The sequence below is a fragment of the Flavobacteriales bacterium genome (assembly GCA_021739695.1).
GTDB lineage: Bacteria > Bacteroidota > Bacteroidia > UBA10329 > UBA10329 > UBA10329.
In genome coordinates, this window is the sequence record JAIPBM010000043.1 from 1 (window position 1) to 23,009 (window position 23,009).

Here is a 23,009-nt window from a genome sequence, read left to right on the forward strand (position 1 = left end):
ACTCAACGATACACTCATAAAAGCCACTATGGCCAGCATGTGCGTTTTGAACTTTACACTTCGGATCTTACCGTTCATATCAATGGTCTTTCATGATAAATCCACCACCTAACACATCATTTCCTTCGTAAAATACAGCCGACTGGCCTGGAGTGATGGCACTTACTTCTTCATAAAAACGAACGTTCATTTCGGAACCGCGTTGCTCTATTCGAGCCATACTTCCAGCATGCTTGTATCGCACTTTCACCAATGATTCCATCGGTTCCTTTATCTCTGCGTATTTGATCAGATTGATACCACGCACATTCATTTCTGTCTTCAAAAGATCTGCTTCAACCCCCAATGTAACTGTATTTGTATCTGGATGAATACCAGTAACATACATTGGTTCTCCTAAAGCAATCTCTAAACCTTTTCGTTGTCCAATGGTATAGAATGGATAACCGCGATGTTTGCCCAGAATATTGCCATTCTTATCTACAAAAAGTCCACCATCAACCTCTTCTTCCAATCCTTTCACTCTTCGTTTCAGAAAGCCACGATAATCATTGTCTGGTATGAAACATATCTCGTAACTCTCGCTCTTTTTCGCAATGGACTCATAACCACTGTCTAAGGCAATTTGGCGAATGTCTGACTTCTGCATTTTCCCTAACGGAAATATGGTTCGAGACAAACTTTGCTGACTCAAGCCCCAAAGCACGTACGATTGATCTTTGGTTTGATCCAAACCTTTGGACACAACAAAACGCCCGTTCTCTTTGCGTACTTGCGCATAATGACCTGTGGCAATGAATTCGCAACCGAGCTGATCAGCTCTCCGAAGCAGCGCATCCCATTTGATGTGTGTATTGCATAGCACGCACGGATTTGGCGTGCGACCTGCAATGTATTCTCCCACAAAATTGTCGATGATATGTTCTCCGAATTCTTCTCGGATATCAATGATGATGTGCGGAAAACCGAAATCAACCGCCATCTGTCGTGCATCGTTGATATCGTCCAGACTACAGCAACCCGTAGTTTTTGTATTTCCACCGGCCGATGCGTAATCCCATGTTTTCATGGTAACGCCAACCACATCATAACCTTCATTGTGCAGCATCATGGCCACGACAGAACTGTCGAGACCACCGCTCATTGCCACAAGCACTTTTCCTTTACTCATTACCTGTTCCTTCCCAATCAATGGTGCTTACCAAGGTTCCATTTTCCCAAACCTCCACTTTATCTGTACTTCCGTCTTCCTTGAAATAGGTCACTTTTCCGTTGTACTGATCTTCATGATACCAACCTTGCACTTTAACCTGAGTTCCTTCTAAATGTTCCGTTATTTCATCTGGGCCACCCATTTTTCCAGGTGTCTCTTCTCGCACCCATTGCCCTTTGTCGTAATACTCTTTGAATTCACCTTCCTTCTTCCCTTTCTTGTAGTTGTAGACGCTTTTCGGAATCTCATCGAGGTAATATTCGGTAAACTCTCCGTTCTCGTATTTCTGGCTTTTCATCACGCCATCACGGTACACATCTTGCGTTTTCACCGAACCGTTTTCGTTGAAAATGAGCCATACCCCATTACGGATACCATGCTCGTACTTTCCTTGGAATTTCCGTTTTCCGTCATCGTTGTACATCACGAAATCTCCATGAAGATTGCCATCATCATACGTTGCTACAACCCACGGCTTACCATTGTCGAAGAATTTGTTCCAAGGACCATGCTTCTCGCCATGATTGAAATGCGTTTCCTCGCCCAATTGCTGATTTTCGTAATACGTTTTCTGAGAACCATGAAGCGTATCCATGATGTAATTCTCTTCTAAGACGAGTTGCTCATTTTCGTTGAAATACTGCCAAAGACTGTCCTTCAATTGATCGTGAAAAATTCCCTTTGCTTTGATCTTACCGTTCTTGTGATACGCATGATTAGCCACTTTTCCATCGCCAATATGATTATTGGTGGCTTGCAATGATCCATTGTCGTAGTAATATTTGAACAATCCGAAAGGCTCGTCATCCTTGAACTGTCCTTCATATCGAACCTTACCGTTACTGTATGTCTTTTTCCAGTTGCCCTGCTTCTTGCCGTTGGCATCTGTCTGATTCAGTTCTTGTGCAAGTGCAGCTGAACTTACCACTAAAACAAGACAGCTGATGGAGAAAAGAAATCTGATTGTTGCTTTCATAGACCGTGCAAAGATAATGGTTGAGCTTGGCTGAACTGAGACAATTACAACGTCCGAATTGCCACGATCATTTCACGCTTTCCAGGCGGCCCAGGCACTTTTTCTACGGAGAAGCCTGCGGCCAACATGTTTCTGCGGACATAGCCTTTGCAACAGTAGGTGGTCAGGATTCCGTTCGGATTCATCCACGAATAAAGCTTTTCGAAGACTTCTTGCGTCCAAAGTTCGGGTTGTGCATCAGGTTCGAAAGCATCGAAATAAACAAGATCGAATTTCTGCTGAGGTTCATAATTGAGCAATGAAACCAAGTGTTTTGTGACTGAAAACGAATCGGAAACCCCGATTTTCGTATTCCATTCTGCGTGATGAATCCTATCAAAAATCGAACGATGAATTCCCAATCCTTCAGGCAACTCATAATCCGAATAGATTTCAATCGGAACAGGATAAAGCTCAAGCGCATGGTAATCGATTGAAAGGTTCTGCTCCGCTGCAATGATGGCAGTAAGCAGTGCATTCAATCCAGTTCCCAATCCCATTTCCATCAAAGTGATCTTTGTCACTCCATTTTCCAGCAGCTTTCGCAAACCTTTATCCACGAAAACGTGTTCAGACTCTGTAAGCGCTCCGTGAATCGAATGGTAAGTAGAACCCAAGGTTTCATTCAAGATGGTTTGAGAACCATCTTTGGTCTGAAGGAGTTGCAAGGATGGCGCGGAAGAAGATTTCATGAATGACTTAAATCAATACAAAAGATATGATCACGAAAGAACAATTTGAAAGTGGATACACCTATTCTGAATACAGAAAAATGGTGGATGAAGAATTTGCAAAAGGACTGACCACCGGTACAAACCAATCTGAAAGCCTTTTGGAATACACCAAGATGAATATTCACCGAATGAATCGATTGGATAAAACGATTGAGTTAGACGACCAACTATCAGAGCAGTTGAAGCACATTCCGTGCCCAATAAATTGGTTACTGATAACTGAAGCTTGGTGTGGCGATGCCTCTCAGAACGTTCCGATCCTGAACAAAATGGCAGAAGCATCTCCAAATATCCAGCTTCGATTAATTCTCAGAGATGAGCATTTGGACATAATGGATCAATACTTGACAGATGGCGGACGCGCCATTCCGAAACTCATTATTCTGGATGGCAACATGAAGGAAATTGCCACTTGGGGACCACGTCCATCAGAAATTCAAGAAATGGTGAAAGAAAATAAACGCACTGGCAAGATGCCTTATTCAGAATTCGGAAAAGTGGTACAGAAATGGTATGCAACAGACAAGGGTAAGACGCTACAACGCGAAATGTTGGAAGTAATTGAGCAGATGGATTGCATTTTAGACGAACGACCTTAACATTACTTAACTTACTGCGTATTTTTATTCACGATTTCACCTGATACTTTAGCTGCCGATGAAACGACTGATACCATATCTTCTTCTTTCGCTTTTAAGCTTTCAAGGAATGGCGGCTGTGAACATCAGTGGCGACAACGGCTTCGATGGAATTGAACAGAAAGCGTCACCAAACTGGGATGCGAAAATCTATCCCAATCCGAACAACGGAGTATTCAGCATTATGATAACCGGAAGTTCGGCAGCCTTGGATGTGATGGTTTTCAACGTGATCGGTGAAAAAGTCTTTTCGCTTCAGTTATTGGGCGATCACGGTGCAAAAATCGATCTATCATCGCTGCAAAAAGGACTTTACGTGGTTCAGATCATCGACAAGAACCGTAGCGAAGTAATCACACGCAGAATGCACATCGAGTAATTACTTGATTCCTCGCTCCTTCTTTATCCGTTCGTAGGCTTCCGTCAGTTTTTGGAATTTCTCCTTGGCAGCATCTTGGTGTTCTGGACCTAGATGACTGACCTTATCAGGATGATATTTGACGGCCATTTTGCGATAGGCTTTTTTCACTTCATCATCAGAGGCGCTCATTTCAATCTCAAGGATCTGATAAACACTTTCGTTGTTTTCGATGACGAACATTGCCTTGATACTCATGAAATCTGGCTTACTGATTCCCAGATAACTGGCAATCCGCGTCAGCATATCAATCTCGTTGCCATGCATTTCCTGATCGGCATTGGCCAACTGAAATAAGTACTGCATCAGTTGTAATCGAGATGAATGATCCATAAACGTTCGGATCTGCATACTCACCTGACGGATATCGATCGGTTTCTTAAGGATTTCTCGTAGTAATAGAAGTTGCTGCTGCGCCTTGGCTTCTCCAAACTGACCGACCAGAAAACGCTTCACAAAATCGAGTTCTGACTTCTTGATGGAATTGTCAGCTTTCATTACCGCAGCTGTCAATATCAGCAACGAGACTTCAAAATCGCCCGGAGTTGTTCGCACTTGCGTGCGTCCTCCAGTTCCAACCTGCGGTTCACCCCAATTCATTACATCTCCGCTTGCATTGTCGTACAGCGAACCGAGTGCGAAACCAAGCAACGCACCAACTGGGCCTCCAAAAGCCCAGCCCAGCGTGCCACCTAACCATTTTGCGTATTTAGCCATTGCGGCCGCGAAGATAAAACTTGTTCATTCCATCAGTAATAACTGTGAATTCGTTGATCAACTACCAGAACACGGTTATCCGTTGTGAGTTCAATGGGTAGCTCAACCCGTTCATCATTCAAAACAACTGGAACCATGTCCGCATCCAACACTTGCTGGATTTCTATTGTTCCAGGCATCATTTCGTAGGCAGGGAAATCGGTGTAGAACATGGCTTCTACATAATGCCTGCCGCTTACATTGAAGAGCACGGAATTTACTGGAAGTTCCTCCTTCAGTTCGAGAAATATCAATCTGTTTTTTGATAGCTCTTCATGATATTCGTTATAGCCGTACCAACTTGTGTGAACGAGCAGGAGTTCCTTTATATTCAGATTGAAAACCATTGATACGACTAGCAAAATGGTGCTTAGCCAAGTTGCTACCTTGGATGATGTCAAACCCTTCAATCGTTGAATAAACCAGTTTACTAGAAACGCCATCGACACGTATATCGGCATGGCAACCACGTATGGATACGACTGCATTTTGGTGCTTGCCAAACTGTAAAAAACGTATGTCAAAATGGGAAGTAAAACGAATGCCGCGGCTACGCGCTTTTTGGTTGAAGTAAGTATCAATCCCAAAAAGGCCGGAATGAGAAGAACTTGAACCGCTGAACCAAAAAGCACAGGAATCTTTTCCCAATGAAAGAGCCATTCGCCACCATGACCTTCAATGGCATCGGTAAAATGCAGTGCATTGTATTTCATTTCAAATGCCGCTTCGGCCGGATACCACGAGAACGACAACAACTGCCATGGAAGCACCATCAAGGTGGTGACAAGAAGCGCCACTGCCACGTGTCCTATTCGCTTCCAATTGAAATCGGTGAGAATCTGAGAAGAAAACGCTGCGTAAACCAGCAATCCGACCAACCATTTGCAAAGAATGGCAGCGCCAGAAAATAGCCCAATAAGCAGAGCCCAGCGCCATTTTTTGTATCCCTCAGCAAACTCATACTCGACCCACGCCCAAATACTGGCTGACACATAGAACAGAAAAGCGAGATCGTTGTGTTCCATTCCCTGAACACCCGAAACCAACTGAACGGTGTAAAACGAACTGAGCATGAAGGCTGCGGAGATAAAGCCAACGGAATCGTTTCCCAATAATTTTCCAACACGATATGTGATGGGTAATAAAAGACTGGCCATTATCACGCTCGGAAATCGAAGCCCGAATGTGTTGCAGCCCCATACTTTTAACGAAAGGGCGATCTGCCACAGAAATAGTGGCTGCTTGTGCAGCCAAACAATGGCGCGGTCCCAGCGATCGTAAGCCATGGAAACCACAGGATTATCATATAAGGTGGGCAACAGAGGATGATGCGACAAATTCTTCGCTACGAGCGCATGAAATCGTTCATCCCAGATATGAAGGAACGGATCGAACAAGGCGACAAATGCGTAGAAACTGAGAGCGGAAAACGTGAGTAGCAGCAAAGCTTTACTGGAAGCACCACGACTTTGCTCCCACAGACTTACAAGAACGAGAACAACAGAAACGCACAGCAGCGTCCATTGGATAGAAGAGAACATTTCCGCCATTAACCCTTACCTACAAAGACGGTTGATCACCTGCGTATGCTGCGGAAATTCGCTTGCGAGAAGACTACGTTCAGCCATTTCGAAATCCTGAAAATCGAAACCGGGAGAAACCGTGCAACCGACCAAACACCAACTTTTTCCTTCGGCTACTTCGGAGGCAAACCAACTGTTGGCCGCAATGGTAAGTTGAGGTCTTTCCCCGTTTTCCAGATCAAGTCCAAGACGATGTTCAGTATAGGACCCGTTCGTTGCAATCTCATGGATTCGGAGACCATCACCTTCGTAGAAATGCCACATTTCATCGCTTTTTATGCGATGAAAAGCCGAGAAATTATCGGCAGTTAGGAGGAAATAGATGCCAGTTGAAAAACTCCTATCACCATTGAAATCCTTTAACTCGGCACTTGAAATCGTGCCTTCTGAACGGTAGGTTTCCTTGTACCAACCACCTTCGGGATGTGGCTGCATTTCCAACTTATCAATAAGATATTTTACCCTTTCAGGAATCATCCTACTTCGGATAAAGCTTCTTTGATTCTTCCATCTTCTTCGGCAATTGCCCCGTAACGATGTGCCAATACATGATGAAATCGGAAGCGAGGCTGTAAAACGGATTTCCGAAGGCAGCAGGTTTATTCTTCTCGAAAAAGAAATGGCCGATCCAAGCGAACCCATACCCTGCCACAGGCATCAGTGCAAAAAACTTCCAATTGAGTGTAGCAAAACCAGTAATCGCAAGTGCCATTACCAAGGTGGTGCCAATAAAATGAAACGTTCTACATACTCTGTTCGAATGTTCGGTCAAGTAAAACGGATAGAATTCTGCCAGTGACCCGAATCGCTTTTCTGTACTCATTTCTTTGATTTTGATGGTCCGCCCAACGATTCCATAATGGAGGTGACAATGGAAAGCACCAAGCTAAAAAGCAGCGCCCACCAAAATCCGCTCACATAGAAACCTTCAACAAAATGACTTGCCAGCAGAATGATGGCAGCGTTTATCACTAAGAGAAACAGACCAAGCGTTACCAAAGTGACCGGAATGGTGAGAATGATGAGCAATGGTTTCAGAAATCCGTTCAGCAGCGCAAGAACCACTGCCACCCAAATGGCTGTAACGTAGGCATCAACATCCACTCCAGGTAATAGATAGGCAGTCAGAAAAACGGCCAATGATGATATGATGATCTTGATCAGAATATTCATGTTCAGTAGCTTTTATGGTTAGTATGATGGATGTAAAGACAAAACGGTATTGAATGCAAAGTGTTCTAATTCATTGGCTTTGAAGGTAGCATCAACGCTGTTCCCTTAGGAATTGCAATGCCATCTGATTGAATTTCTCCGGCTCTTCGTACTGCGGAATATGACCGCAATCTTCAAACACTTCGAAGCGCGCATTCGGAACCAAGGCATGAATACGCTTTCCGTAAGCAAAGGGAAGAATTGCGTCTTCTTTTCCCCAAAGAATGAGTTTAGGAATGTCGAGATGATTCAAACGTTCGTAGTGCGGTACATGATTTTCGAGCATAAAATTGCGTAGCGTGCTCAGCAATGCCCGTTTTGAACCTCGAATAGCCATTGGTGCAGTAAACCATTTGGCAAAGCCTGCGTGTTTCTTCTTATCAAAAACACCTCTCATTGGTGCGCGTTTCAGAATTGGCCCACCCAACGTTCCGATCAATGCTTCTCCAATTCCTTTTGGCTGAACGACTCTGATTCCGGGATCGTTCGGAGTAGGAATGCCGTAACAGTCGACCAAGAAGATCGATTTTACCTTATCGGGATGATGACTTGCAAATCGGGTGCTGATAGCGCCACCCATGGAAAGGCCGATGAGGTGGAATTTGTCTTTGATACCGAGGAACTCGATCAGGTCGGAAACCTGCGCCATGTACAATTCGCTGCCATGATCGCCCTTTAAACGTTCAGAAAATCCGCGACCATAAAGATCAAATCTTAATACGCGATAACCACGATCTACCAGAAACTTGAACTGATGGTCCCACATGTGCAAGTGCCCGATCAATCCATGGATCAGCACTACCACTTCGCCATTTTCGTCACCTTCAAATTCGTAACGCACCTTTCCGTTCGAAAGCTGGGCGTAGGCCCCATGCTCTTCCATTTGTTTCAGAATACTCATGCATCAAATTTATCAAACTGCACGGTTGTAATTAAGCTTATTTACTTTGCGAACGGAATGAGAAGCATTGCTGAAAACTTAGAGGAGATTCGGGAAGAAATCCCGAGCAACGTAACCTTGGTAGCGGTTTCTAAAACCAAACCGAACGATGTGTTGATGGAAGCCTATGAGGCAGGTCAGCGCATTTTCGGAGAAAACCGTGTGCAGGAATTGGTGCCGAAATCGGAAACACTGCCGAAAGACATTGAATGGCACATGATCGGGCATCTGCAGCGCAACAAGATCAAGTACATCGCTCCTTTTGTGAGTTGCATTCATTCCGTTGACAAGACTTCATTGCTTTCCGAGATCAATAAGGAAGCTGCTAAACACGGGCGAATGATCCGTGTGCTGCTTCAGTTTCATATAGCGCAAGAAGAGAGCAAATTCGGACTAAGTTTAGAAGAAGCGTTCGACTATTTGAATTCTGATGAACTGCAAAACCTCAAAAACATTCAAGTAGCTGGTGTAATGGGCATGGCCACTTTTACGGACAACGAAGCACAGATACGTTCAGAATTCAGAAGTCTGAAACTCATTTTTGAGCAGTTGAAAGCGAGCCATTTCATCCAAAACGAGTTCTTCAAAGAGATTTCGATGGGAATGTCGGGCGATTACCTGATTGCCATTGAGGAAGGCAGCACGATGGTCCGTGTGGGAAGTTCCATCTTCGGAAGTCGTGCTTAGATCAGAACACTTTTGTGATATATCAGACATACTGCCATTGAAAGGCATTGGGAAGGCAATCAGTTGCAAACCAATACAGTAATCCCAAACAAGTCGAACTTCTATCAAGCCTTGATGCGGGGAATCTGAACGTTGATCGCGAGGTCTATCTTTTTCTTATTGCTATCAGTTTAACAACAGGCCCGACCATACAACTACTTATTCCGCCTGTCACCGTGTATTCTACAATAACAGGTAAACCGTCCGATCTATCAATGTGGCACTTGTCCAAATTCGTTGGTTCAAGTCGTTCCACTCTACCGTTATTTTGGACTTCGATGATCCAACCGCATCCGTCAAACCCATTGTAGTCCTTGAGTATCCCCTGTTTTCTTGTCGGAAAGCCGTCCTTCGAACAACTACTTAGTAGTATTCCGATGAGTGTTGTCAGAAGTATTCGTTTCATGTTCAAATCTGCTTTGTTTTAAATTCAGAGCCGAACTTTCACACGGCTTGAACCATTACCGCCAACGGTTGCCGCTAAAGATAATGCGTTAGAAACTGCCGTCCGGTCGCCATGCACAAACGGCACAGAACGAAACTGAGACTGACTGACGTACAGTCGCACGCATTAGGTTTAGCGGGTGTTGTAGCACGTTTTTATTTCTTTTCTGTCGACATGGCCAAAATCAACGTCAGAATTGGTGTCGCCAACAACGTTAGTAGATAACCGAAAAACAAGAATGTCGCTGCTCCTGTCGCGCAAACTAATTCGTCAGGTTGCCTGTCCATTGAAATTCCATGAGCACTTACGAATGTTGCGACCCATGGTGAAAACAGTCCAACCAATAGGGTTAGAATTCCAGCTATCAGAACTTTCTTTCTTGTCAAGGACCTGTCAAGTTTATAGTAAGTCAAAAAGCCGATGTTGGGAAGGCACACAATCACCGCTGGTAAAATGAGTATGAAGGTCAGTTTCATAATGTGCTACAACGTTTTACAACTATGAAAAATTAGGGTTTTAACTGCTTCGCCCTGTCGCGCAGCACAGGAGCGGACAGATAAACCCGAATACTTCCCTTCGACAGGCTCCTGCGTAACTAGCGCCTGCCCTGAGGCACGAAGGGAGACCCTATTTTGCGTAGTTGGTGTGGCGTGCGTTGCTTTTTCGTCCTATCCTTATGTTCAGATCAGTTATTCTCAGTATATTTTTTGAAGTTGTTCAAGATCATTTGCCAGCCTTGTTGTTGCATTTCAACCGGGTTTTCACTTTCAGCATCAAACGTTGTAGTTACATTGGTTTCAGCACCCGTGCTTTCAAAGACAGTGGTGGCCTTTCGTCCGTCACCCATGGTATAGCTCAGCTCCTGCTTTTCATTTACCACATCATAGATCGCTTCGAAGTCGAAACCGAAACTGCCATCCTTGGCTTCCATCCTTGCAAAGTACCTTCCACCGACCTTCAGGTCGTTTTCTGCTCTTGGACATGCCCAGTCGTCTACTGCAAAATTCCAATTGGTGATATGTACTGGTCTGGTCCAATGGTCCCAAACCTTTTGGATGGGTGCATTGATCAATGCGGTTACGGTAATTTTTGTTGCCATTTATTTTGATGGTTGGTTTACAAAGTAGATCATGGTAGAAGCAATAAGACACATGACTCCTGCTCCTATATAAAGTGAACTGTCGTGTTGGGCAACGCCAATACATAGGTCGGCTGCAAACATGACCAAAAGGAAAATGTAAGCAAGGGTCAGCATTGGACTTGATCTTTTAATTGTTGCAAAGGCCAGAATAACGCCAAGTGCAAATTGTCTGGATGCCCACATCAGGATAAGGAAGTCAACTCCTTTTGCATTAAGGTCAACGGTGTCTTCCATCGATTCGGGAGAAATGATGAACATGACACTTGCACCAAGTTCCATCAATGCAAAAATTGCTGACACGATAAGTATCCATATCGGTAATGATCTTTGTTGCTGTGTCATGATCCATGTTTGTTCGTTGGCCCTCCGTTCATGTTGTGCTGTTTCTCTTTTACAACGCACGCCAACGTTTCTCAACGATGAAAATAGGGTTTTAGCCTGCAAAGACCTAGTAGGTTTTGAAAACCTACTAGGTCTCTGGAGCGGACAGATAAACACGAATACTTCCCTTCGACAGGCTCAGGGTAAACCCCCTCACCACAGGCTCCTGCGTAACTCGCGCCTGCCCTGAGGCACGAAGGGAGACCCTTTTTTGCATAGATGGTGTTGGAGGTAGTACTTTCAATTTCTGAACAACGCCTTAATTCGATCAACGATTCCTGTTGATTCTGACCCATCATTTTCATCAGGCCATTTTTCGGTCCAGTCTTCCACTTTCATTTCTTCAAAGCTCTTCAACTTGGTGAAGAAGTCCTGAACCTTGAAGATCATTTCGTGACCAGCAAGAATAACATCGTTATCCTTTGTAATTCCAACATCAGTTATTCCATACTGTCCAAATGCTCCAAGCTTGAGGCGTTGCCATGTGTCTGTCTCTATGTGCCAGAACTGAAGTATATCAATTTCACGATTCGTGTATCCAAATCTCGTAACTACTGCCCACTTAGTTGTAAGTTGATGAATAGAACTTGAATTATCTTGACCCGGAACGGGTCTTGATCTAATCTTTCTTTCCTTGATGTCAACTTCCACCTGTCGTCCTTTATTCAAATAGGTAAACCTATTATTACCAGTAGCTATACATTCAGGTAAATCTTTCTCGTTGAGTTTGAACAACGGTATCAATTTATTTTTCTTGAGATGATAAACCTGAAAGGACATATGTACATACGTCTCTCCATTCAGAGTTCTAATGAATCTTGGTCTAGCGGCAAAACTGTTGGTTCTGTCACGTTCTCTGGAAAAAATCTTTTCGCATACTGGTCTATTCGCTGTTGCTGAATCCACAAACCAAGCATAATCCTCGTAAAGGATAAGTAGACTTTCGTTCACCCAATTAAGACTACTTAGACTATTAATGCCAAGTTCAGATGAAGCCACCTCCCGCCAATCTGACAAGTCGAGTATGTCTTTTCCCACTCTCACCGAAGTTTTGTCCTTGCTATCATAGAAAGTTGCTGCCCAAAGCTTAAGTTGTTCATTGTAGCTTATGACACCTAACTGCGCGGTTCTGCTACTTACAGGAGGGAAAACACGAAAATCAAGTATGCTACACTTGGCATTTAAAATTGCGTTTCCTTTATCTGCTAACCGCAATTGAAGAGCAAATGGAAAGCTATAGAACACCATATCGCGGTCATCAACTTGTACAGCTTCATAAGGCAAGCGATTGGCAAGGTTAAGCCGCGTGGCCTTAGAACTAAGTTTTTTGCGAGATTGCTTGAGAAGCCAAACCTTTACTTTCCTGTTTTTAGCCTCATTTTCAAACGACTCCTTATCGGTCATTTCAATAATGAGCAATCTGTAACTATCGCTATCGGTGTGCAATTGATAAAGCAGGAGATTGTGAACACTTAACTCCTGTCCTAATGCTGGCAAATAATCCATTGGAACCTCGGATTGGTAGTTTTCGACCAAGGATCTGATGTCTTCATGCTCAAATACCTTTTTCCAGACTTTCCAATGGTAAGCCAATTGATAAACCATATCGTCAATCTCCGTTTTCCAATCAATGTCGATGCATTGATGGTCGAGGTCATTAAATATTTGGGACAGTTTCATATGTCAGAAATCCCCATTTTTAGTACGTGCAGAGCTGTCCATTTGAATTACCGCCAACGTTTCTCAACGATGAAAATAGGATTTTAGCCTGCAAAGACCTAGTAGGTTTTGAAAACCTACTAGGTCTCTGGAGCGGACAGATAAACCCGAATACTTCCCTTCGACCGGCTCCTGCGTAACTAGCGCCTGCCCTGAGGCACGAAGGGAGACCCTATTTTGTATAGATGGTGTGTAGCACGTTTTTTATTTGAGTTTTATTTTCTGTGCTGGTACTAATTCCAGCGCTTTTTTGAGGCTTACAAGCTCCTCTTTGGAAAATATTCTCTTCGGAATAAAAAAACCACGCTTTGCTTCTGAGTAAATGACTATCCAGTTTTTGAGTTCTTCAATGGACTTGATATTTATCCAGTGAATACTGACTTCATAGGTGTCACCTTTTATTGATATGCTAGTTTCGCCAATAAAGTAGTGTGCAGTTTCACGAATCCATGGATTGGTTTCGAGCATTTTTGTGGCTCTAAAATAGGTCGAAACTGGAATGACAACCAAGATCAAAACAGCGAATAACAACTGTCCGAGTGGAAACTGATTCGTATTAAACGAATTCAACGTCAAGTAATCGATTACTGTATATAGCATTGCTAAACCAACAATAGTTATCCAAATCACAATTTTGGTTTTGTAGCCAAGAATGAAATTTAGCATCACCCACTCGTTCCTTTCCAATTTTACATTAAAGCTTCTTACTTCCATTCAAAATGTGTTACAACGTTTCTCAGCTATGAAAAATAGGGTTTTAACTGCTTCGCCCTGTCCCACAGGACAGCAGCGGACAGATAAAACCGAACTCTGCGTAACTGATGAGACCCTATTTTGCATAGATGGTGTTGGCGTTAGTTGTTTTCTTTTTGTTTTCAGTTCGTGTCGTCAAAATATCCAGAAAAATGGCAGAAAGGCCATGTCGTCAATTGAGTAAAACAATACGGCCAAGAGAAAAGCACCGCCAAACGCTTTCCACTTCACCTTTCTTGGATTTTCATACTTCATTTTCTTCCTGACAAACAGGATTAGGCCTCCGCCAACTAGTGTATAGAAAATGAATGACACACCATACAAAACATACATGAACTCAATTAGTCCAGCTTGTCCTTCAGCAAAACACAACTTACTGGCTAGGGTAAAAAGACTGAAAAAACAGAGGGTTCGTTTCATTTATACGGCCGCATTACGATTGTAACGTTCATTCCTTCGGTCGTCAAGATGTCATATTTGAACTCTTCCGTTGTTAACAAATGAATTTTCATTTCGGAGATGTCTGGCAAGCTGTCAGACGACAGAGTTAGGGTGTTTTTTTCAGTGTCGAACGACCATTTACTTCTAATTACTATGCGTTCATTGAACGCTTCAACCTCGTGGTTACTTCGGAACGTAGTATGATTGTGTTGTTCGCTCGTTGGAACTTTCATTTCTCCGATAAAATAGTCCGTAATTGTCCACTTTTTGTCGAGAAGTACGTTGATGTCAATGTCTTGAGCCATGCTTTCTGTGAAGAAAAATAAGATTGTCAATAAAGCGATTAAACGTCCCATTTCATTTCTTTTTAGAAACTGCTGAGTTTTCCATTCCGAGCCGTGGTTTCAGGCGGCTTAACAATTAACGCCAACGGTGCGCCTAAAAGTATTGCGTTTTGAAACTACTGAGTTTTCGAGATACGGTAACGTTACAGAACGAAACTGAGACTGACTGACGTACCGTCCCACGCAATAATTTTAGGCATTGTTGGGGTTAGTTTTTCTTTCTATTCCAGTTTGCAATCACTTTGTAAAGGATTCCGTAGGCAACAATGGTGCATAAGAAGGCATTGATTGTCCAAGGGGTTATTTCTTTTTCTGGGTGAGTCAGGACGTAAATAATTAAGAATGTCCCAAGGAGAGTGCCTGCAATTGCGGATACTTTTATCCAAAGTCTTTGATAAAGGTTTCCACATTTGGGTAATTCTGAATTTTCATTCTCGTCTTGATTTTCCAGGAACTCCATTAGGGCTTCGAATTCAGGGTCGTCAAAATAACCGTTGGTGACTATTGTAATACCAGTATCATCTGTAAACTTGAACTTCAGTAAGTTGAAATTCGGTTTGGTAGTATCAAGCCAGTACGTCTGTATCTGTGAGAATGTGACAATTCTGTCGAGTGGTTTTAGGAACAGTAGCTTTCCAATTGACTTAAATGACATACTTCCATCAAACATTTTTATTTCAACGGTACGATATGCAAGACTAAACCCAACCCATATTCCTAGAAAAGCTAGGATAAAAGACATTACCACTATAGCTTCTGTCGAAACTTCATCCGTGGAAAAAACCTTACTGTAAGTCGATTGGGTAACAGGAATTCCCAAAATCATGATTGGAATTGCGATAACGCCAAACCAACCTCTGTGATAGTCCTTAAGAATGAAAGTGCGCTCCATTTCAAATTAACCCCAACAATTGGCTAAAAGTAATTTTATTACCTATAGCCAGATTTGTCAACCAAATTTAACAATCTATTTTAAACACAGCTACCTGCCACCTACCACCAAGATAGGGTAAAAAAAAGACCTCCGAAATTTTAGAAACTTCGGAGGTCTTTCAATAAGCACTAAGCTCTCTCCTCAAACCTCTAACCTCTAAGCTCTAACCTCAAGCTCAGGTGCAGATGGCTGCCACCGGGGTGCTGAACTGGCTTACGCCACTGGCATTGATACCGATAAAGACGAAATAGTAAGTGGTTCCGGGTGTGAGTCCGATAATGGTCTTCTTGCGACTGGGATTGAAATCGAGGATGGCCGCAAAGGGGTTGGTGCCGGTTACGGGCCCTGTTCCTGTTTCCGTATTGCCGGGAACTGTGCTTGGCCCAATGAAAAGCTGTCCGGCCTCGTTGATATTGAAACTTGAAGGAATGGGTGCACCCGCAGTAATGATGCAGATGTAGCTCTGCACCTGATCCTGCTTGCCGCATTCTACCTGTAGCACACCCGATGAAGGATGGCTGATGACAATACCGTTGAGCTGCGTGGGCGAAGGCTGGTCGGAGGCGCTGCCTTTGGTAGGCACAAATTGCGACAGCACAATGATGTTTTCGTCACCATCGGCCACGGTATCCACATATTCGGACAATTGGTCCAGTGTTTTCATCAGGTCGCTGCGTGCTTGCATGTAGGCGGGTTTCTGGGCCTATCCGCCTGCCTTGTAAGTAGCGCGGGCGTTGATATAGGTATCGATAAGCGTCTGGAAATCCACCAGCGTCATGGGTGGCAGGGTAAATACGGTGGTGTTAGTGAATATTCCATCGCGTACGCCTCCAGCAAAATCTCCAAAACTGCCTATTGGCATGCGATGATAGGCTAAACTGCATCTGATCTTTTTCATGTTTCTGTTTTTTAAGGGTTCATATGATGATTATTGATTTTTAGATAAAGCAAGCGGAGTGTAGGCCGTGCTGCATGGCTTCAAGGCCTTATTGTGTGTGCAGATCGCATTAACATGTGCGCGGATCAGATCAACATGTGTGCAGATCGCATTAACATGGATGCGGATCGGATCAACAGGGATGCAGATCACATTAACATGGATGCAGATCGCATTAACATGGATGCAGATCGCATTAACATGGATGCAGATCGCATTAACATGGATGCAGATCAGATCAACATGGATGCAGATCGCATCAACAAGGATGCGGATCGGATCAACATGGATGCGAAAGGCATTTACAGATCTGTTGATGGTGTTTGCAAGGATGTTGTAGGATGATTGCATACAAATCTCAGAACATTATAGCAAGCTACAAACTACTAAATTTAGTAGTCGAAATAAGAAGAATTCGAGTTATTTGAGTTCAATTTTGCGTGCAAGCAGTAATTTCCTATAAGCGCCTGAAGTGCTATAAACGTCCAAAAGCTTGCGCACCGCTTTTAATCGCTTGTTAATGCCATGTACGGTAATATTCTCGTTTTTAGCCATCTTATGCAGGGGCACTTCCTTGGCGAAGGCATCTACCACGCGTATCATGCCGGGACTTATCTTCTTTAGCTTATGTGCAGGCACCAATTCCTCAATTGGCTTTACAAGTGGGACTTGCTTATTCGATCTAGGCCGCGGACACATGCTTCGGAGAAGAACATTAACACTAAGTTAACATCTTTTTCAAAAAAATGCAGGTAAGCAATAAGCCCCCACACAGCAGCAACAACCACAGGCCTTGCCACCTGCTCATCTGCCCTTTCCTGCCTCATTACTCATCTCTCCTCTAACCTCTCTTCTCAGCCTCAACTCTCCCCTGTTCGGCAAAGCCGAACTTTCCCCTCTCTTTTGAAGAGAGGGGTGCCCCGACCTGTCGGGACGGGGAGAGTTCGAAAAATCGAAGCGCAGCCCTCACCCCTCTAACCTATAACCTATAACCTATAACCTCTCTCCTCAAGCCTCAACTCTCCCCTGTTCGGCAAAGCCGAACTTTCCCCTCTCTTTTGAAGAGAGGGGTGTCCCGACCTGTCGGGACGGGGAGAGTTCGAAAAATCGAAGCGCAGCCCTTACCTCACCCCTCAAGCCTCAACGCTCAAAATCAGCAGCCAATGAAGTACTTTTCCGCACCGAACAGCATATCGAATGAACGTTCAAGAACAAATTGAAAGCTACATTGCCTCTCAGCCAGCGCCAAAGCGCGCAGACATGCAAGCCTTGCACAACTACATGCTTCAAGCATTGCCAACGGGTAAATTGTGGTTCCTAGATGGTAAAGACGAGAACGGGAAAATTGTTTCCAATCCGAATATAGGCTACGGACTACAGACCATAACATATTCAGACGGTAGAACCAAAGCGTTCTATCAGATCGGTATCAGTGCCAACACCACCGGAATCTCCGTGTATATCATGGGGCTTGAAGACAAAAAGTACTTGCCCAACACGTATGGCAAAACAATTGGCAAAGCAACGGTAACCGGCTATTGCATTAAATTCAGATCGCTGAAAGACATAGATATGGATACGCTTGAAACTGCCATAAAAGAGGGTGTCAAACAGACCACGTAAAGATAGAAGCAATGGCAACTAACAAGAATCTGAACAGCGAAGTGACTGACTTTTTGGACGCACAAGAACATCCATTTAGAAAGGAAATTGAACAATTAAGGAGCTGCATCTTATCGGCAAACACCGCTTTGACAGAAAATATCAAGTGGAATGGGCCGAATTATTGCTTCAATGGTGCGGATAGAATCACCATGAGAATTCAACCACCCATTAAACAGCTTCAACTCATTTTTCATCGAGGGGCACTCAAACAGCCGCAAGCCCAACACAGGCTGATTGCGAATAAAAGTAAACTGCTGGTCTGGAAAGAAAACGATCGGGCAATTGTAACCTTCAGATCTCTCCAAGAAATCGAAAATGGCAAAGCCGAACTGACCGACATCGTAACTGAATGGATAAGTGCTACGAAATAAAGACAACGAACCGCTAACCGCAGCTACAAGAGATTGGCGCCTATCTGGTTAGATGAAGCTCCATGCTTCTCCTTACCCCTCTAACCTCTAACCTCTCTCCTCTAACCTCTAACCTCTAACCTCTCTCCTCTAACCTCTAACCTCAGTTCCAACGGTCAATGTTATTATTCAAAGGCATTCATTACTTTCACACTACCGATGCGATGAGGTTCGGAGGTTATGAGAACGCCAGAGCACAAAGAAACTAAGCGAGATCAAAAGCCCGATTGAGGGGATGGACATCTGAATAATGTCTGTATGTTTGGTTAAGCCATACAGACCTATCCCTCCGCCTACCGGGCGGATATGTTTGTATCCCCTGGCATAAATACAGACCTATAAACGAGTTAGCAACAACCAAAAAATTGAAATGAAAGAAATTATTGAAAATAGAAAATCTGCATTTAAGGCAGAACTCAATAATGACCTCATATCAGATACTGTAATAATAAGAAAGAACCTTCTTCATGGCAATCCAATAATTTATTATGAAGACGAAGAAAGGTATTTTTTTCTGAAGCAAAAGGTTGCGAATTTCTTTAATGTCAGTACCACAAAAGTGGTTATGGTTGGTTCTGCAAAACTTGGATTTAGCATTGCACCAAAAAAAATATGGAATGACTTTAACGAAGAGTCCGACATAGATATTGTAGTTATCAGTGAAACAGTATTCGATGAATACTGGCAAGAATTGCCCATCTTCAATATTAATGTTAAAGCAAGAAGTCAGCAGGAAGATAAGAACTATAGAGAATTCTTAGAATACTTTTTAAAAGGTTGGATTAGACCAGATTTATTTCCTTTCAACTATACTAAGAAAAATGAATGGTTTGAATTCTTCAAAAGCATTTCATACGGCAAGTATGGTAATTATAAAATAGCAGGTGCTATTTTTCGAAATGAGTACTTTTTCGAACAATATCATTCTCGTAATATCAGCAGACTAAGGTTAGAAAATTATGAATAATATAGGAACAGCAGACAACGAGAAATTACTCGACTTATACAACGATTTAAAGAATGGAACTCTCGTTTTACGTCCATCTTTTCAGCGTAATTTAGTTTGGAATAACTCTCATAAACAAAAGTTTATAGACACTATACTAAGAGGATTCCCTTTTCCTGAAATTTACCTTGCAGACGGAGAAATAGACTTAGAATCTCAAACTTCTACTCGGCTTGTAGTTGATGGTCAACAAAGGTTGGATACCATTTTTTCCTATATCAACGGAGAAATTCCAACACGAGAAATTCCACTTTTCAAAGAACTATCGGCTAAGCAGCAAACAGATTTTTATGATTATAAAATAGTTGTGCGTGATTTAGGAAGGTTAGATGAAAATCAAATAATTGAGATTTTCCAAAGAATCAATTCTGTGAGTTACGCATTGAATGCAATGGAAATAAATAATGCTTTGTATGAGGGAGTTTTTATATCCACAGCACAGGCTATTCAAGATTCAGATGAATTCGAAGCATTAGATATTTTTAGCCAAAATCAATATGCAAGGATGAAAGACACTGAATATATTCTCTTAATAATGGCAACTATAGAAGAAGGAGGATATTTTACCGGTAATTCAGAAATCGAAAGGTATATTAAACTCTATAATGATGAGTACCCTGCCTCAGAAAAGATTAAATCAGATATCACTGAGACCTGTCAGATGATTATGGATTTACATTTAGAACCGGATTCACTTTGGTTTAGAAAAACTAGCTTGTTCACGTTGCTGGTTGAATTAGTTAAATTAAAAAGAGTTGGGACTGAATTGGATAAGATTAATTTAAAGACTGTATTGACCGATTTAGAAAATCAGATCTTAGAAAACAAATCGACAGACCCAGAAACTAATGGGTACGCAAAATTTTATAAGTATGTATTCCAAGGTACTAGTGGTCGTGCAGGACGAATTGCTAGAGGGACATTAGTCGAAAATGAAATAAAAAAGGCAGTTGTTAACAACGGTAACTGATGCACAACTACATTTTCGAGCAAAAAGCCTAAGTAACGGATGAAAAATGCTAAGATTATTTACTCTTCTAAGCACAAAATCACAATTCAAAAATATGATGAATGAGTCAATTTCTCAACTTTTGGCGTTGTGCAACGGGCACAACGGCTAAAAAATCATAGCTGCCCTGCGGGACAGCAACGCTTCATATGCTAAACGTTAGATTTAAAGACCTTCATTCCGCATAAGAGGGGATCCGCGGAATCCATGATGTTCAGCACTGAATAATCACCCACCCCTACATCATTCTAAGGTTCAACGATCAAGCTGCATCCAAACAGACCTTGAAGGCGTTGAAGCCCCCATCCTACTCCCTTGATCAGCTAATCATCTAATTCCCTAATAAGCTAATCCCCTAACCACCTAGTTTCCTTTTTTCCTTTTTCCTTTGCAGCATGGGAAGAAGACGCAAAGAGATCCTTGAGAATGTGACCATTACCGACATTGCCGACAAAGGGCAGGCGCTGGCACGGGTGAACGAGATGGTGGTGTTTGTAACGGGCGTGGTGCCGGGCGATGTGTGCGACATTCAGATCAAGCGCAAGCGCAAGAACTACGCAGAAGGGCATGTGATGAAGATCAAGGAGCTCTCCCCCATTCGCATTGAGGCCAAATGCCGCTACTTTGGCGTGTGTGGCGGATGCAAATGGCAGCATTTGAGCTATGCGCAGCAGTTGGAATTCAAGAACAAACAGGTGAGCGATGCGCTGCAACGCATTGGAAAGGTGCAGGTGGCAGCCTTTGAGCCTATTCTGGGTTCGGCCAATGTGTTCGAATACCGCAACAAGTTGGAATTCAGTTTCAGTCACCGCAGGTGGCTAACGCAGGAAGAGGTGGAAAGCGGACAGGTGTTTGACGATGTGCCTTCCTTGGGCTTTCACGTTCCCGGGCGCTGGGATAAGGTGCTTGACGTAAAGGAATGTCACCTGATGGCCGAGCCGAGCAACGCCATCCGAAACCGCGTAAGGGAGATGGCGCTGGCAAACGAATTCTCATACTACAACCTGAACGAACAGACGGGCTTTCTGCGCAACCTCATTGTGCGCAGCACCATGACAGGCGAGTGGATGGTGATCTTGAGCGTGGCAGAAGACCGTCCTGCAGATGTGAAGATGATACTCGACACGCTGGTGGCTGAGTTCCCACAACTGACTTCGGTAATGTGGGTTTTCAATAATAAACCGAACGATACCATTGGCGAACTGGACATTCAGGTACACCACGGCAACGACCATATCATGGAAGAAATGGAAGGATTGAAGTTCCGCGTAGGGCCGAAATCATTCTATCAGACCAATGGTCCACAGGCCTATGAGCTGTATAAGATAACCCGCGATTTTGCTGCACTCACAGGCAACGAAGTGGTCTACGACCTGTACACAGGCACAGGAACCATTGCGCAGTTTGTGGCCAAACAGGCCAAGAAAGTGGTAGGTATTGAATACGTGGAACCGGCCATTGTCGATGCCAAACTGAATGCAGCATTGAACAGCATAGACAACTGTAGCTTCTACGCAGGCGATATGAAAGATGTGTTTACACAGGAACTGATTGCCAAAGAAGGCAGGCCCGATGTAGTGATAACCGACCCACCACGCGCTGGTATGCATGCCGATGTGATTGCACGATTGAACGAACTCCTACCCGACCGCATTGTGTATGTGAGCTGTAATCCAGCCACGCAAGCACGCGACATTCAACTGCTGAGCGAGAACTACGAAGTGAAGAACGTACGACCTGTGGATATGTTCCCGCACACGCATCATGTGGAGAGTGTAGCGCTTTTGGAGCTTAAAAAGTGATTAACGAATAACGATATGCGATTGCCGATTAACGATTGGTTTTCTGATATCTGACATCTCAAATCTGACAGCTAAATGAAACTAGACAAAGACTTCTGGAACGACCGCTACGTTGGGAATCAAATCGGTTGGGACCTTGGTGCTCCGAGCACACCGTTAAAGGAGTACATCGATACCTTGGAAGATAAAACCATCCGTATCCTGATTCCAGGATGTGGTAATGCTTATGAGGCAGAATACCTGCACGAACAAGGCTTTGAGAATGTGTTTGTGATTGATATTGCCCCACTGGCCTTGGAAGGTTTCAAGAAGCGTGTCCCTGAGTTTCCAACAGACCATTTGTTGCTGGGCGATTTCTTTGAGCACCAAGGCGCGTACGACCTTATCCTCGAACAGACCTTCTTCTGCGCGCTCGACCCGAAATTACGTTCAGCCTATGCCAAAAAGATGCATGGATTGCTTGCCCCCAAAGGCAAGATATGTGGCGTGATGTTCTGTTTTGAACTCACCGAAAAAGGACCACCATTTGGTGGAAGTGCAGCGGAATACGAAGGTTATTTTGGGGAGCTGTTTGAGATTTCCAGCATGAAACCATGCAAGAATTCCATCAAACCACGGCTTGGTACCGAACTTTGGGTGGAGTTGGTGAAGAAGTAAATAGCGTCATTGCGAAGGAGGAACGACTGAAGCAATCTCATCATCAGGCAACCGCCCTTCGCAAGAGATTGCTTCGTTCCTCGCAATGACGTAAGTGTCACTTCGAGTGATCTGAGGAACGAAGATCGTA

The 23,009-nt window shown here is 43.5% G+C and carries 29 protein-coding genes; 10 read left to right on the forward strand and 19 right to left on the reverse strand.

Annotated elements, in window-relative coordinates; translation table 11 throughout:
* Window positions 1-79 precede the first annotated feature (79 nt).
* The 3 genes from mnmA to mnmD are packed head-to-tail and all read right to left on the reverse strand — an operon-like array spanning window position 80 to window position 2,920.
* Window positions 80-1,171: a tRNA 2-thiouridine(34) synthase MnmA gene (gene mnmA, locus K9J17_17730; protein ID MCF8278573.1), complete on the reverse strand. Its 1,092-nt coding sequence runs from the start codon at window positions 1,169-1,171 to the stop codon at window positions 80-82.
* A complete protein-coding gene (locus K9J17_17735; protein ID MCF8278574.1) occupies window positions 1,164-2,189 on the reverse strand; it encodes a hypothetical protein in 1,026 nt (341 codons plus the stop codon). Before K9J17_17735 ends, mnmA begins: the two co-directional genes overlap by 8 nt.
* A gap of 44 nt (window positions 2,190-2,233) precedes the next feature.
* A complete protein-coding gene (gene mnmD / locus K9J17_17740; protein ID MCF8278575.1) occupies window positions 2,234-2,920 on the reverse strand; it encodes a tRNA (5-methylaminomethyl-2-thiouridine)(34)-methyltransferase MnmD in 687 nt (228 codons plus the stop codon).
* 26 nt (window positions 2,921-2,946) lie between these two features.
* Here mnmD and K9J17_17745 point away from each other — a divergent pair, with 26 nt between their 5' ends.
* Together K9J17_17745 and K9J17_17750 are read left to right on the forward strand one after the other, a co-directional pair.
* Window positions 2,947-3,561 (forward strand): thioredoxin family protein, encoded by a 615-nt coding sequence (locus K9J17_17745; GenBank protein MCF8278576.1) that lies wholly within the window; start codon window positions 2,947-2,949, stop codon window positions 3,559-3,561.
* A gap of 58 nt (window positions 3,562-3,619) precedes the next feature.
* Window positions 3,620-3,979, forward strand: a complete 360-nt coding sequence (locus tag K9J17_17750) for a T9SS type A sorting domain-containing protein (GenBank protein MCF8278577.1) — start codon at window positions 3,620-3,622, stop codon at window positions 3,977-3,979.
* Here the strand turns inward: K9J17_17750 and K9J17_17755 are convergent, their stop codons facing one another.
* From K9J17_17755 to K9J17_17780, 6 genes are all read right to left on the reverse strand, one after another.
* A complete protein-coding gene (locus K9J17_17755) occupies window positions 3,980-4,735 on the reverse strand; it encodes a TerB family tellurite resistance protein (protein MCF8278578.1) in 756 nt (251 codons plus the stop codon).
* Between the two features lie 32 nt (window positions 4,736-4,767).
* A complete protein-coding gene (locus K9J17_17760) occupies window positions 4,768-6,324 on the reverse strand; it encodes a glycosyltransferase family 39 protein (protein MCF8278579.1) in 1,557 nt (518 codons plus the stop codon).
* Between the two features lie 6 nt (window positions 6,325-6,330).
* Window positions 6,331-6,834 (reverse strand): cupin domain-containing protein, encoded by a 504-nt coding sequence (locus K9J17_17765; protein ID MCF8278580.1) that lies wholly within the window; start codon window positions 6,832-6,834, stop codon window positions 6,331-6,333.
* A 1-nt stretch (window position 6,835) separates the two neighbouring features.
* Window positions 6,836-7,180: a DUF962 domain-containing protein gene (locus K9J17_17770; GenBank protein ID MCF8278581.1), complete on the reverse strand. Its 345-nt coding sequence runs from the start codon at window positions 7,178-7,180 to the stop codon at window positions 6,836-6,838.
* A complete protein-coding gene (locus K9J17_17775) occupies window positions 7,177-7,530 on the reverse strand; it encodes a phage holin family protein (protein MCF8278582.1) in 354 nt (117 codons plus the stop codon). Before K9J17_17775 ends, K9J17_17770 begins: the two co-directional genes overlap by 4 nt.
* Window positions 7,531-7,621: 91 nt before the next feature.
* Complete coding sequence (locus K9J17_17780; protein ID MCF8278583.1) at window positions 7,622-8,470, reverse strand: alpha/beta hydrolase; 849 nt, start codon at window positions 8,468-8,470, stop codon at window positions 7,622-7,624.
* 57 nt (window positions 8,471-8,527) lie between these two features.
* Between K9J17_17780 and K9J17_17785 the strand changes: the two genes are divergently transcribed.
* Window positions 8,528-9,196, forward strand: a complete 669-nt coding sequence (locus K9J17_17785; protein MCF8278584.1) for a YggS family pyridoxal phosphate-dependent enzyme — start codon at window positions 8,528-8,530, stop codon at window positions 9,194-9,196.
* A gap of 1,169 nt (window positions 9,197-10,365) precedes the next feature.
* Here K9J17_17785 and K9J17_17790 read toward each other — a convergent pair.
* The 9 genes from K9J17_17790 to K9J17_17830 all read right to left on the reverse strand — a co-directional run bounded on the left by K9J17_17790 (window position 10,366) and on the right by K9J17_17830 (window position 16,291).
* A complete protein-coding gene (locus tag K9J17_17790) occupies window positions 10,366-10,779 on the reverse strand; it encodes an SRPBCC family protein (protein MCF8278585.1) in 414 nt (137 codons plus the stop codon).
* Complete coding sequence (locus tag K9J17_17795) at window positions 10,780-11,163, reverse strand: hypothetical protein (protein ID MCF8278586.1); 384 nt, start codon at window positions 11,161-11,163, stop codon at window positions 10,780-10,782.
* A 279-nt stretch (window positions 11,164-11,442) separates the two neighbouring features.
* Window positions 11,443-12,882 (reverse strand): hypothetical protein, encoded by a 1,440-nt coding sequence (locus K9J17_17800; GenBank protein MCF8278587.1) that lies wholly within the window; start codon window positions 12,880-12,882, stop codon window positions 11,443-11,445.
* A gap of 243 nt (window positions 12,883-13,125) precedes the next feature.
* A complete protein-coding gene (locus K9J17_17805; protein MCF8278588.1) occupies window positions 13,126-13,635 on the reverse strand; it encodes a YcxB family protein in 510 nt (169 codons plus the stop codon).
* 174 nt (window positions 13,636-13,809) lie between these two features.
* Window positions 13,810-14,094: a hypothetical protein gene (locus K9J17_17810; GenBank protein ID MCF8278589.1), complete on the reverse strand. Its 285-nt coding sequence runs from the start codon at window positions 14,092-14,094 to the stop codon at window positions 13,810-13,812.
* Entirely contained in the window at window positions 14,091-14,471 is a 381-nt protein-coding gene (locus K9J17_17815; protein MCF8278590.1) for a hypothetical protein, read from the reverse strand. The genes K9J17_17810 and K9J17_17815 overlap by 4 nt, the downstream gene beginning before the upstream one ends.
* Window positions 14,472-14,667: 196 nt before the next feature.
* Entirely contained in the window at window positions 14,668-15,351 is a 684-nt protein-coding gene (locus K9J17_17820) for a hypothetical protein (GenBank protein MCF8278591.1), read from the reverse strand.
* A 217-nt stretch (window positions 15,352-15,568) separates the two neighbouring features.
* Complete coding sequence (locus tag K9J17_17825) at window positions 15,569-16,057, reverse strand: hypothetical protein (GenBank protein MCF8278592.1); 489 nt, start codon at window positions 16,055-16,057, stop codon at window positions 15,569-15,571.
* A 39-nt stretch (window positions 16,058-16,096) separates the two neighbouring features.
* Complete coding sequence (locus tag K9J17_17830) at window positions 16,097-16,291, reverse strand: hypothetical protein (GenBank protein ID MCF8278593.1); 195 nt, start codon at window positions 16,289-16,291, stop codon at window positions 16,097-16,099.
* Between the two features lie 114 nt (window positions 16,292-16,405).
* Between K9J17_17830 and K9J17_17835 the strand changes: the two genes are divergently transcribed.
* Window positions 16,406-16,675 (forward strand): hypothetical protein, encoded by a 270-nt coding sequence (locus K9J17_17835; protein MCF8278594.1) that lies wholly within the window; start codon window positions 16,406-16,408, stop codon window positions 16,673-16,675.
* A 75-nt stretch (window positions 16,676-16,750) separates the two neighbouring features.
* Here K9J17_17835 and K9J17_17840 read toward each other — a convergent pair whose 3' ends face one another.
* A complete protein-coding gene (locus K9J17_17840) occupies window positions 16,751-16,969 on the reverse strand; it encodes a hypothetical protein (protein MCF8278595.1) in 219 nt (72 codons plus the stop codon).
* A gap of 558 nt (window positions 16,970-17,527) precedes the next feature.
* Between K9J17_17840 and K9J17_17845 the strand changes: the two genes are divergently transcribed.
* The 6 genes from K9J17_17845 to K9J17_17870 all read left to right on the forward strand — a co-directional run bounded on the left by K9J17_17845 (window position 17,528) and on the right by K9J17_17870 (window position 22,879).
* Window positions 17,528-17,953, forward strand: coding sequence for a DUF1801 domain-containing protein (locus K9J17_17845; protein MCF8278596.1), 426 nt, complete (start codon window positions 17,528-17,530; stop codon window positions 17,951-17,953).
* A gap of 11 nt (window positions 17,954-17,964) precedes the next feature.
* Complete coding sequence (locus tag K9J17_17850; GenBank protein ID MCF8278597.1) at window positions 17,965-18,366, forward strand: DUF1801 domain-containing protein; 402 nt, start codon at window positions 17,965-17,967, stop codon at window positions 18,364-18,366.
* Window positions 18,367-18,775: 409 nt separating this feature from the next.
* The gene (locus K9J17_17855; protein ID MCF8278598.1) at window positions 18,776-19,372 is read left to right on the forward strand and encodes a hypothetical protein; all 597 of its coding nucleotides are present in this window, start codon (window positions 18,776-18,778) and stop codon (window positions 19,370-19,372) included.
* Window positions 19,365-20,381: a DUF262 domain-containing protein gene (locus K9J17_17860; protein ID MCF8278599.1), complete on the forward strand. Its 1,017-nt coding sequence runs from the start codon at window positions 19,365-19,367 to the stop codon at window positions 20,379-20,381. Before K9J17_17855 ends, K9J17_17860 begins: the two co-directional genes overlap by 8 nt.
* A gap of 434 nt (window positions 20,382-20,815) precedes the next feature.
* Complete coding sequence (rlmD, locus tag K9J17_17865; protein MCF8278600.1) at window positions 20,816-22,222, forward strand: 23S rRNA (uracil(1939)-C(5))-methyltransferase RlmD; 1,407 nt, start codon at window positions 20,816-20,818, stop codon at window positions 22,220-22,222.
* A 75-nt stretch (window positions 22,223-22,297) separates the two neighbouring features.
* The gene (locus K9J17_17870) at window positions 22,298-22,879 is read left to right on the forward strand and encodes a methyltransferase domain-containing protein (GenBank protein ID MCF8278601.1); all 582 of its coding nucleotides are present in this window, start codon (window positions 22,298-22,300) and stop codon (window positions 22,877-22,879) included.
* Window positions 22,880-23,009 lie beyond the last annotated feature (130 nt).

Coding starts and splice junctions, on each gene's coding strand:
- mnmA (MCF8278573.1), bottom strand. CDS start 1,171: ATGAGTAAAGGAAAAGTGCTTGTGGCAATGAGCGGTGGTCTCGACAGT.
- K9J17_17735 (MCF8278574.1), bottom strand. CDS start 2,189: ATGAAAGCAACAATCAGATTTCTTTTCTCCATCAGCTGTCTTGTTTTA.
- mnmD (MCF8278575.1), bottom strand. CDS start 2,920: ATGAAATCTTCTTCCGCGCCATCCTTGCAACTCCTTCAGACCAAAGAT.
- K9J17_17745 (MCF8278576.1), top strand. CDS start 2,947: ATGATCACGAAAGAACAATTTGAAAGTGGATACACCTATTCTGAATAC.
- K9J17_17750 (MCF8278577.1), top strand. CDS start 3,620: ATGAAACGACTGATACCATATCTTCTTCTTTCGCTTTTAAGCTTTCAA.
- K9J17_17755 (MCF8278578.1), bottom strand. CDS start 4,735: ATGGCTAAATACGCAAAATGGTTAGGTGGCACGCTGGGCTGGGCTTTT.
- K9J17_17760 (MCF8278579.1), bottom strand. CDS start 6,324: ATGGCGGAAATGTTCTCTTCTATCCAATGGACGCTGCTGTGCGTTTCT.
- K9J17_17765 (MCF8278580.1), bottom strand. CDS start 6,834: ATGATTCCTGAAAGGGTAAAATATCTTATTGATAAGTTGGAAATGCAG.
- K9J17_17770 (MCF8278581.1), bottom strand. CDS start 7,180: ATGAGTACAGAAAAGCGATTCGGGTCACTGGCAGAATTCTATCCGTTT.
- K9J17_17775 (MCF8278582.1), bottom strand. CDS start 7,530: ATGAATATTCTGATCAAGATCATCATATCATCATTGGCCGTTTTTCTG.
- K9J17_17780 (MCF8278583.1), bottom strand. CDS start 8,470: ATGAGTATTCTGAAACAAATGGAAGAGCATGGGGCCTACGCCCAGCTT.
- K9J17_17785 (MCF8278584.1), top strand. CDS start 8,528: ATGAGAAGCATTGCTGAAAACTTAGAGGAGATTCGGGAAGAAATCCCG.
- K9J17_17790 (MCF8278585.1), bottom strand. CDS start 10,779: ATGGCAACAAAAATTACCGTAACCGCATTGATCAATGCACCCATCCAA.
- K9J17_17795 (MCF8278586.1), bottom strand. CDS start 11,163: ATGACACAGCAACAAAGATCATTACCGATATGGATACTTATCGTGTCA.
- K9J17_17800 (MCF8278587.1), bottom strand. CDS start 12,882: ATGAAACTGTCCCAAATATTTAATGACCTCGACCATCAATGCATCGAC.
- K9J17_17805 (MCF8278588.1), bottom strand. CDS start 13,635: ATGGAAGTAAGAAGCTTTAATGTAAAATTGGAAAGGAACGAGTGGGTG.
- K9J17_17810 (MCF8278589.1), bottom strand. CDS start 14,094: ATGAAACGAACCCTCTGTTTTTTCAGTCTTTTTACCCTAGCCAGTAAG.
- K9J17_17815 (MCF8278590.1), bottom strand. CDS start 14,471: ATGGGACGTTTAATCGCTTTATTGACAATCTTATTTTTCTTCACAGAA.
- K9J17_17820 (MCF8278591.1), bottom strand. CDS start 15,351: ATGGAGCGCACTTTCATTCTTAAGGACTATCACAGAGGTTGGTTTGGC.
- K9J17_17825 (MCF8278592.1), bottom strand. CDS start 16,057: ATGAAAACACTGGACCAATTGTCCGAATATGTGGATACCGTGGCCGAT.
- K9J17_17830 (MCF8278593.1), bottom strand. CDS start 16,291: ATGAAAAAGATCAGATGCAGTTTAGCCTATCATCGCATGCCAATAGGC.
- K9J17_17835 (MCF8278594.1), top strand. CDS start 16,406: ATGTGCGCGGATCAGATCAACATGTGTGCAGATCGCATTAACATGGAT.
- K9J17_17845 (MCF8278596.1), top strand. CDS start 17,528: ATGAACGTTCAAGAACAAATTGAAAGCTACATTGCCTCTCAGCCAGCG.
- K9J17_17850 (MCF8278597.1), top strand. CDS start 17,965: ATGGCAACTAACAAGAATCTGAACAGCGAAGTGACTGACTTTTTGGAC.
- K9J17_17855 (MCF8278598.1), top strand. CDS start 18,776: ATGAAAGAAATTATTGAAAATAGAAAATCTGCATTTAAGGCAGAACTC.
- K9J17_17860 (MCF8278599.1), top strand. CDS start 19,365: ATGAATAATATAGGAACAGCAGACAACGAGAAATTACTCGACTTATAC.
- rlmD (MCF8278600.1), top strand. CDS start 20,816: ATGGGAAGAAGACGCAAAGAGATCCTTGAGAATGTGACCATTACCGAC.
- K9J17_17870 (MCF8278601.1), top strand. CDS start 22,298: ATGAAACTAGACAAAGACTTCTGGAACGACCGCTACGTTGGGAATCAA.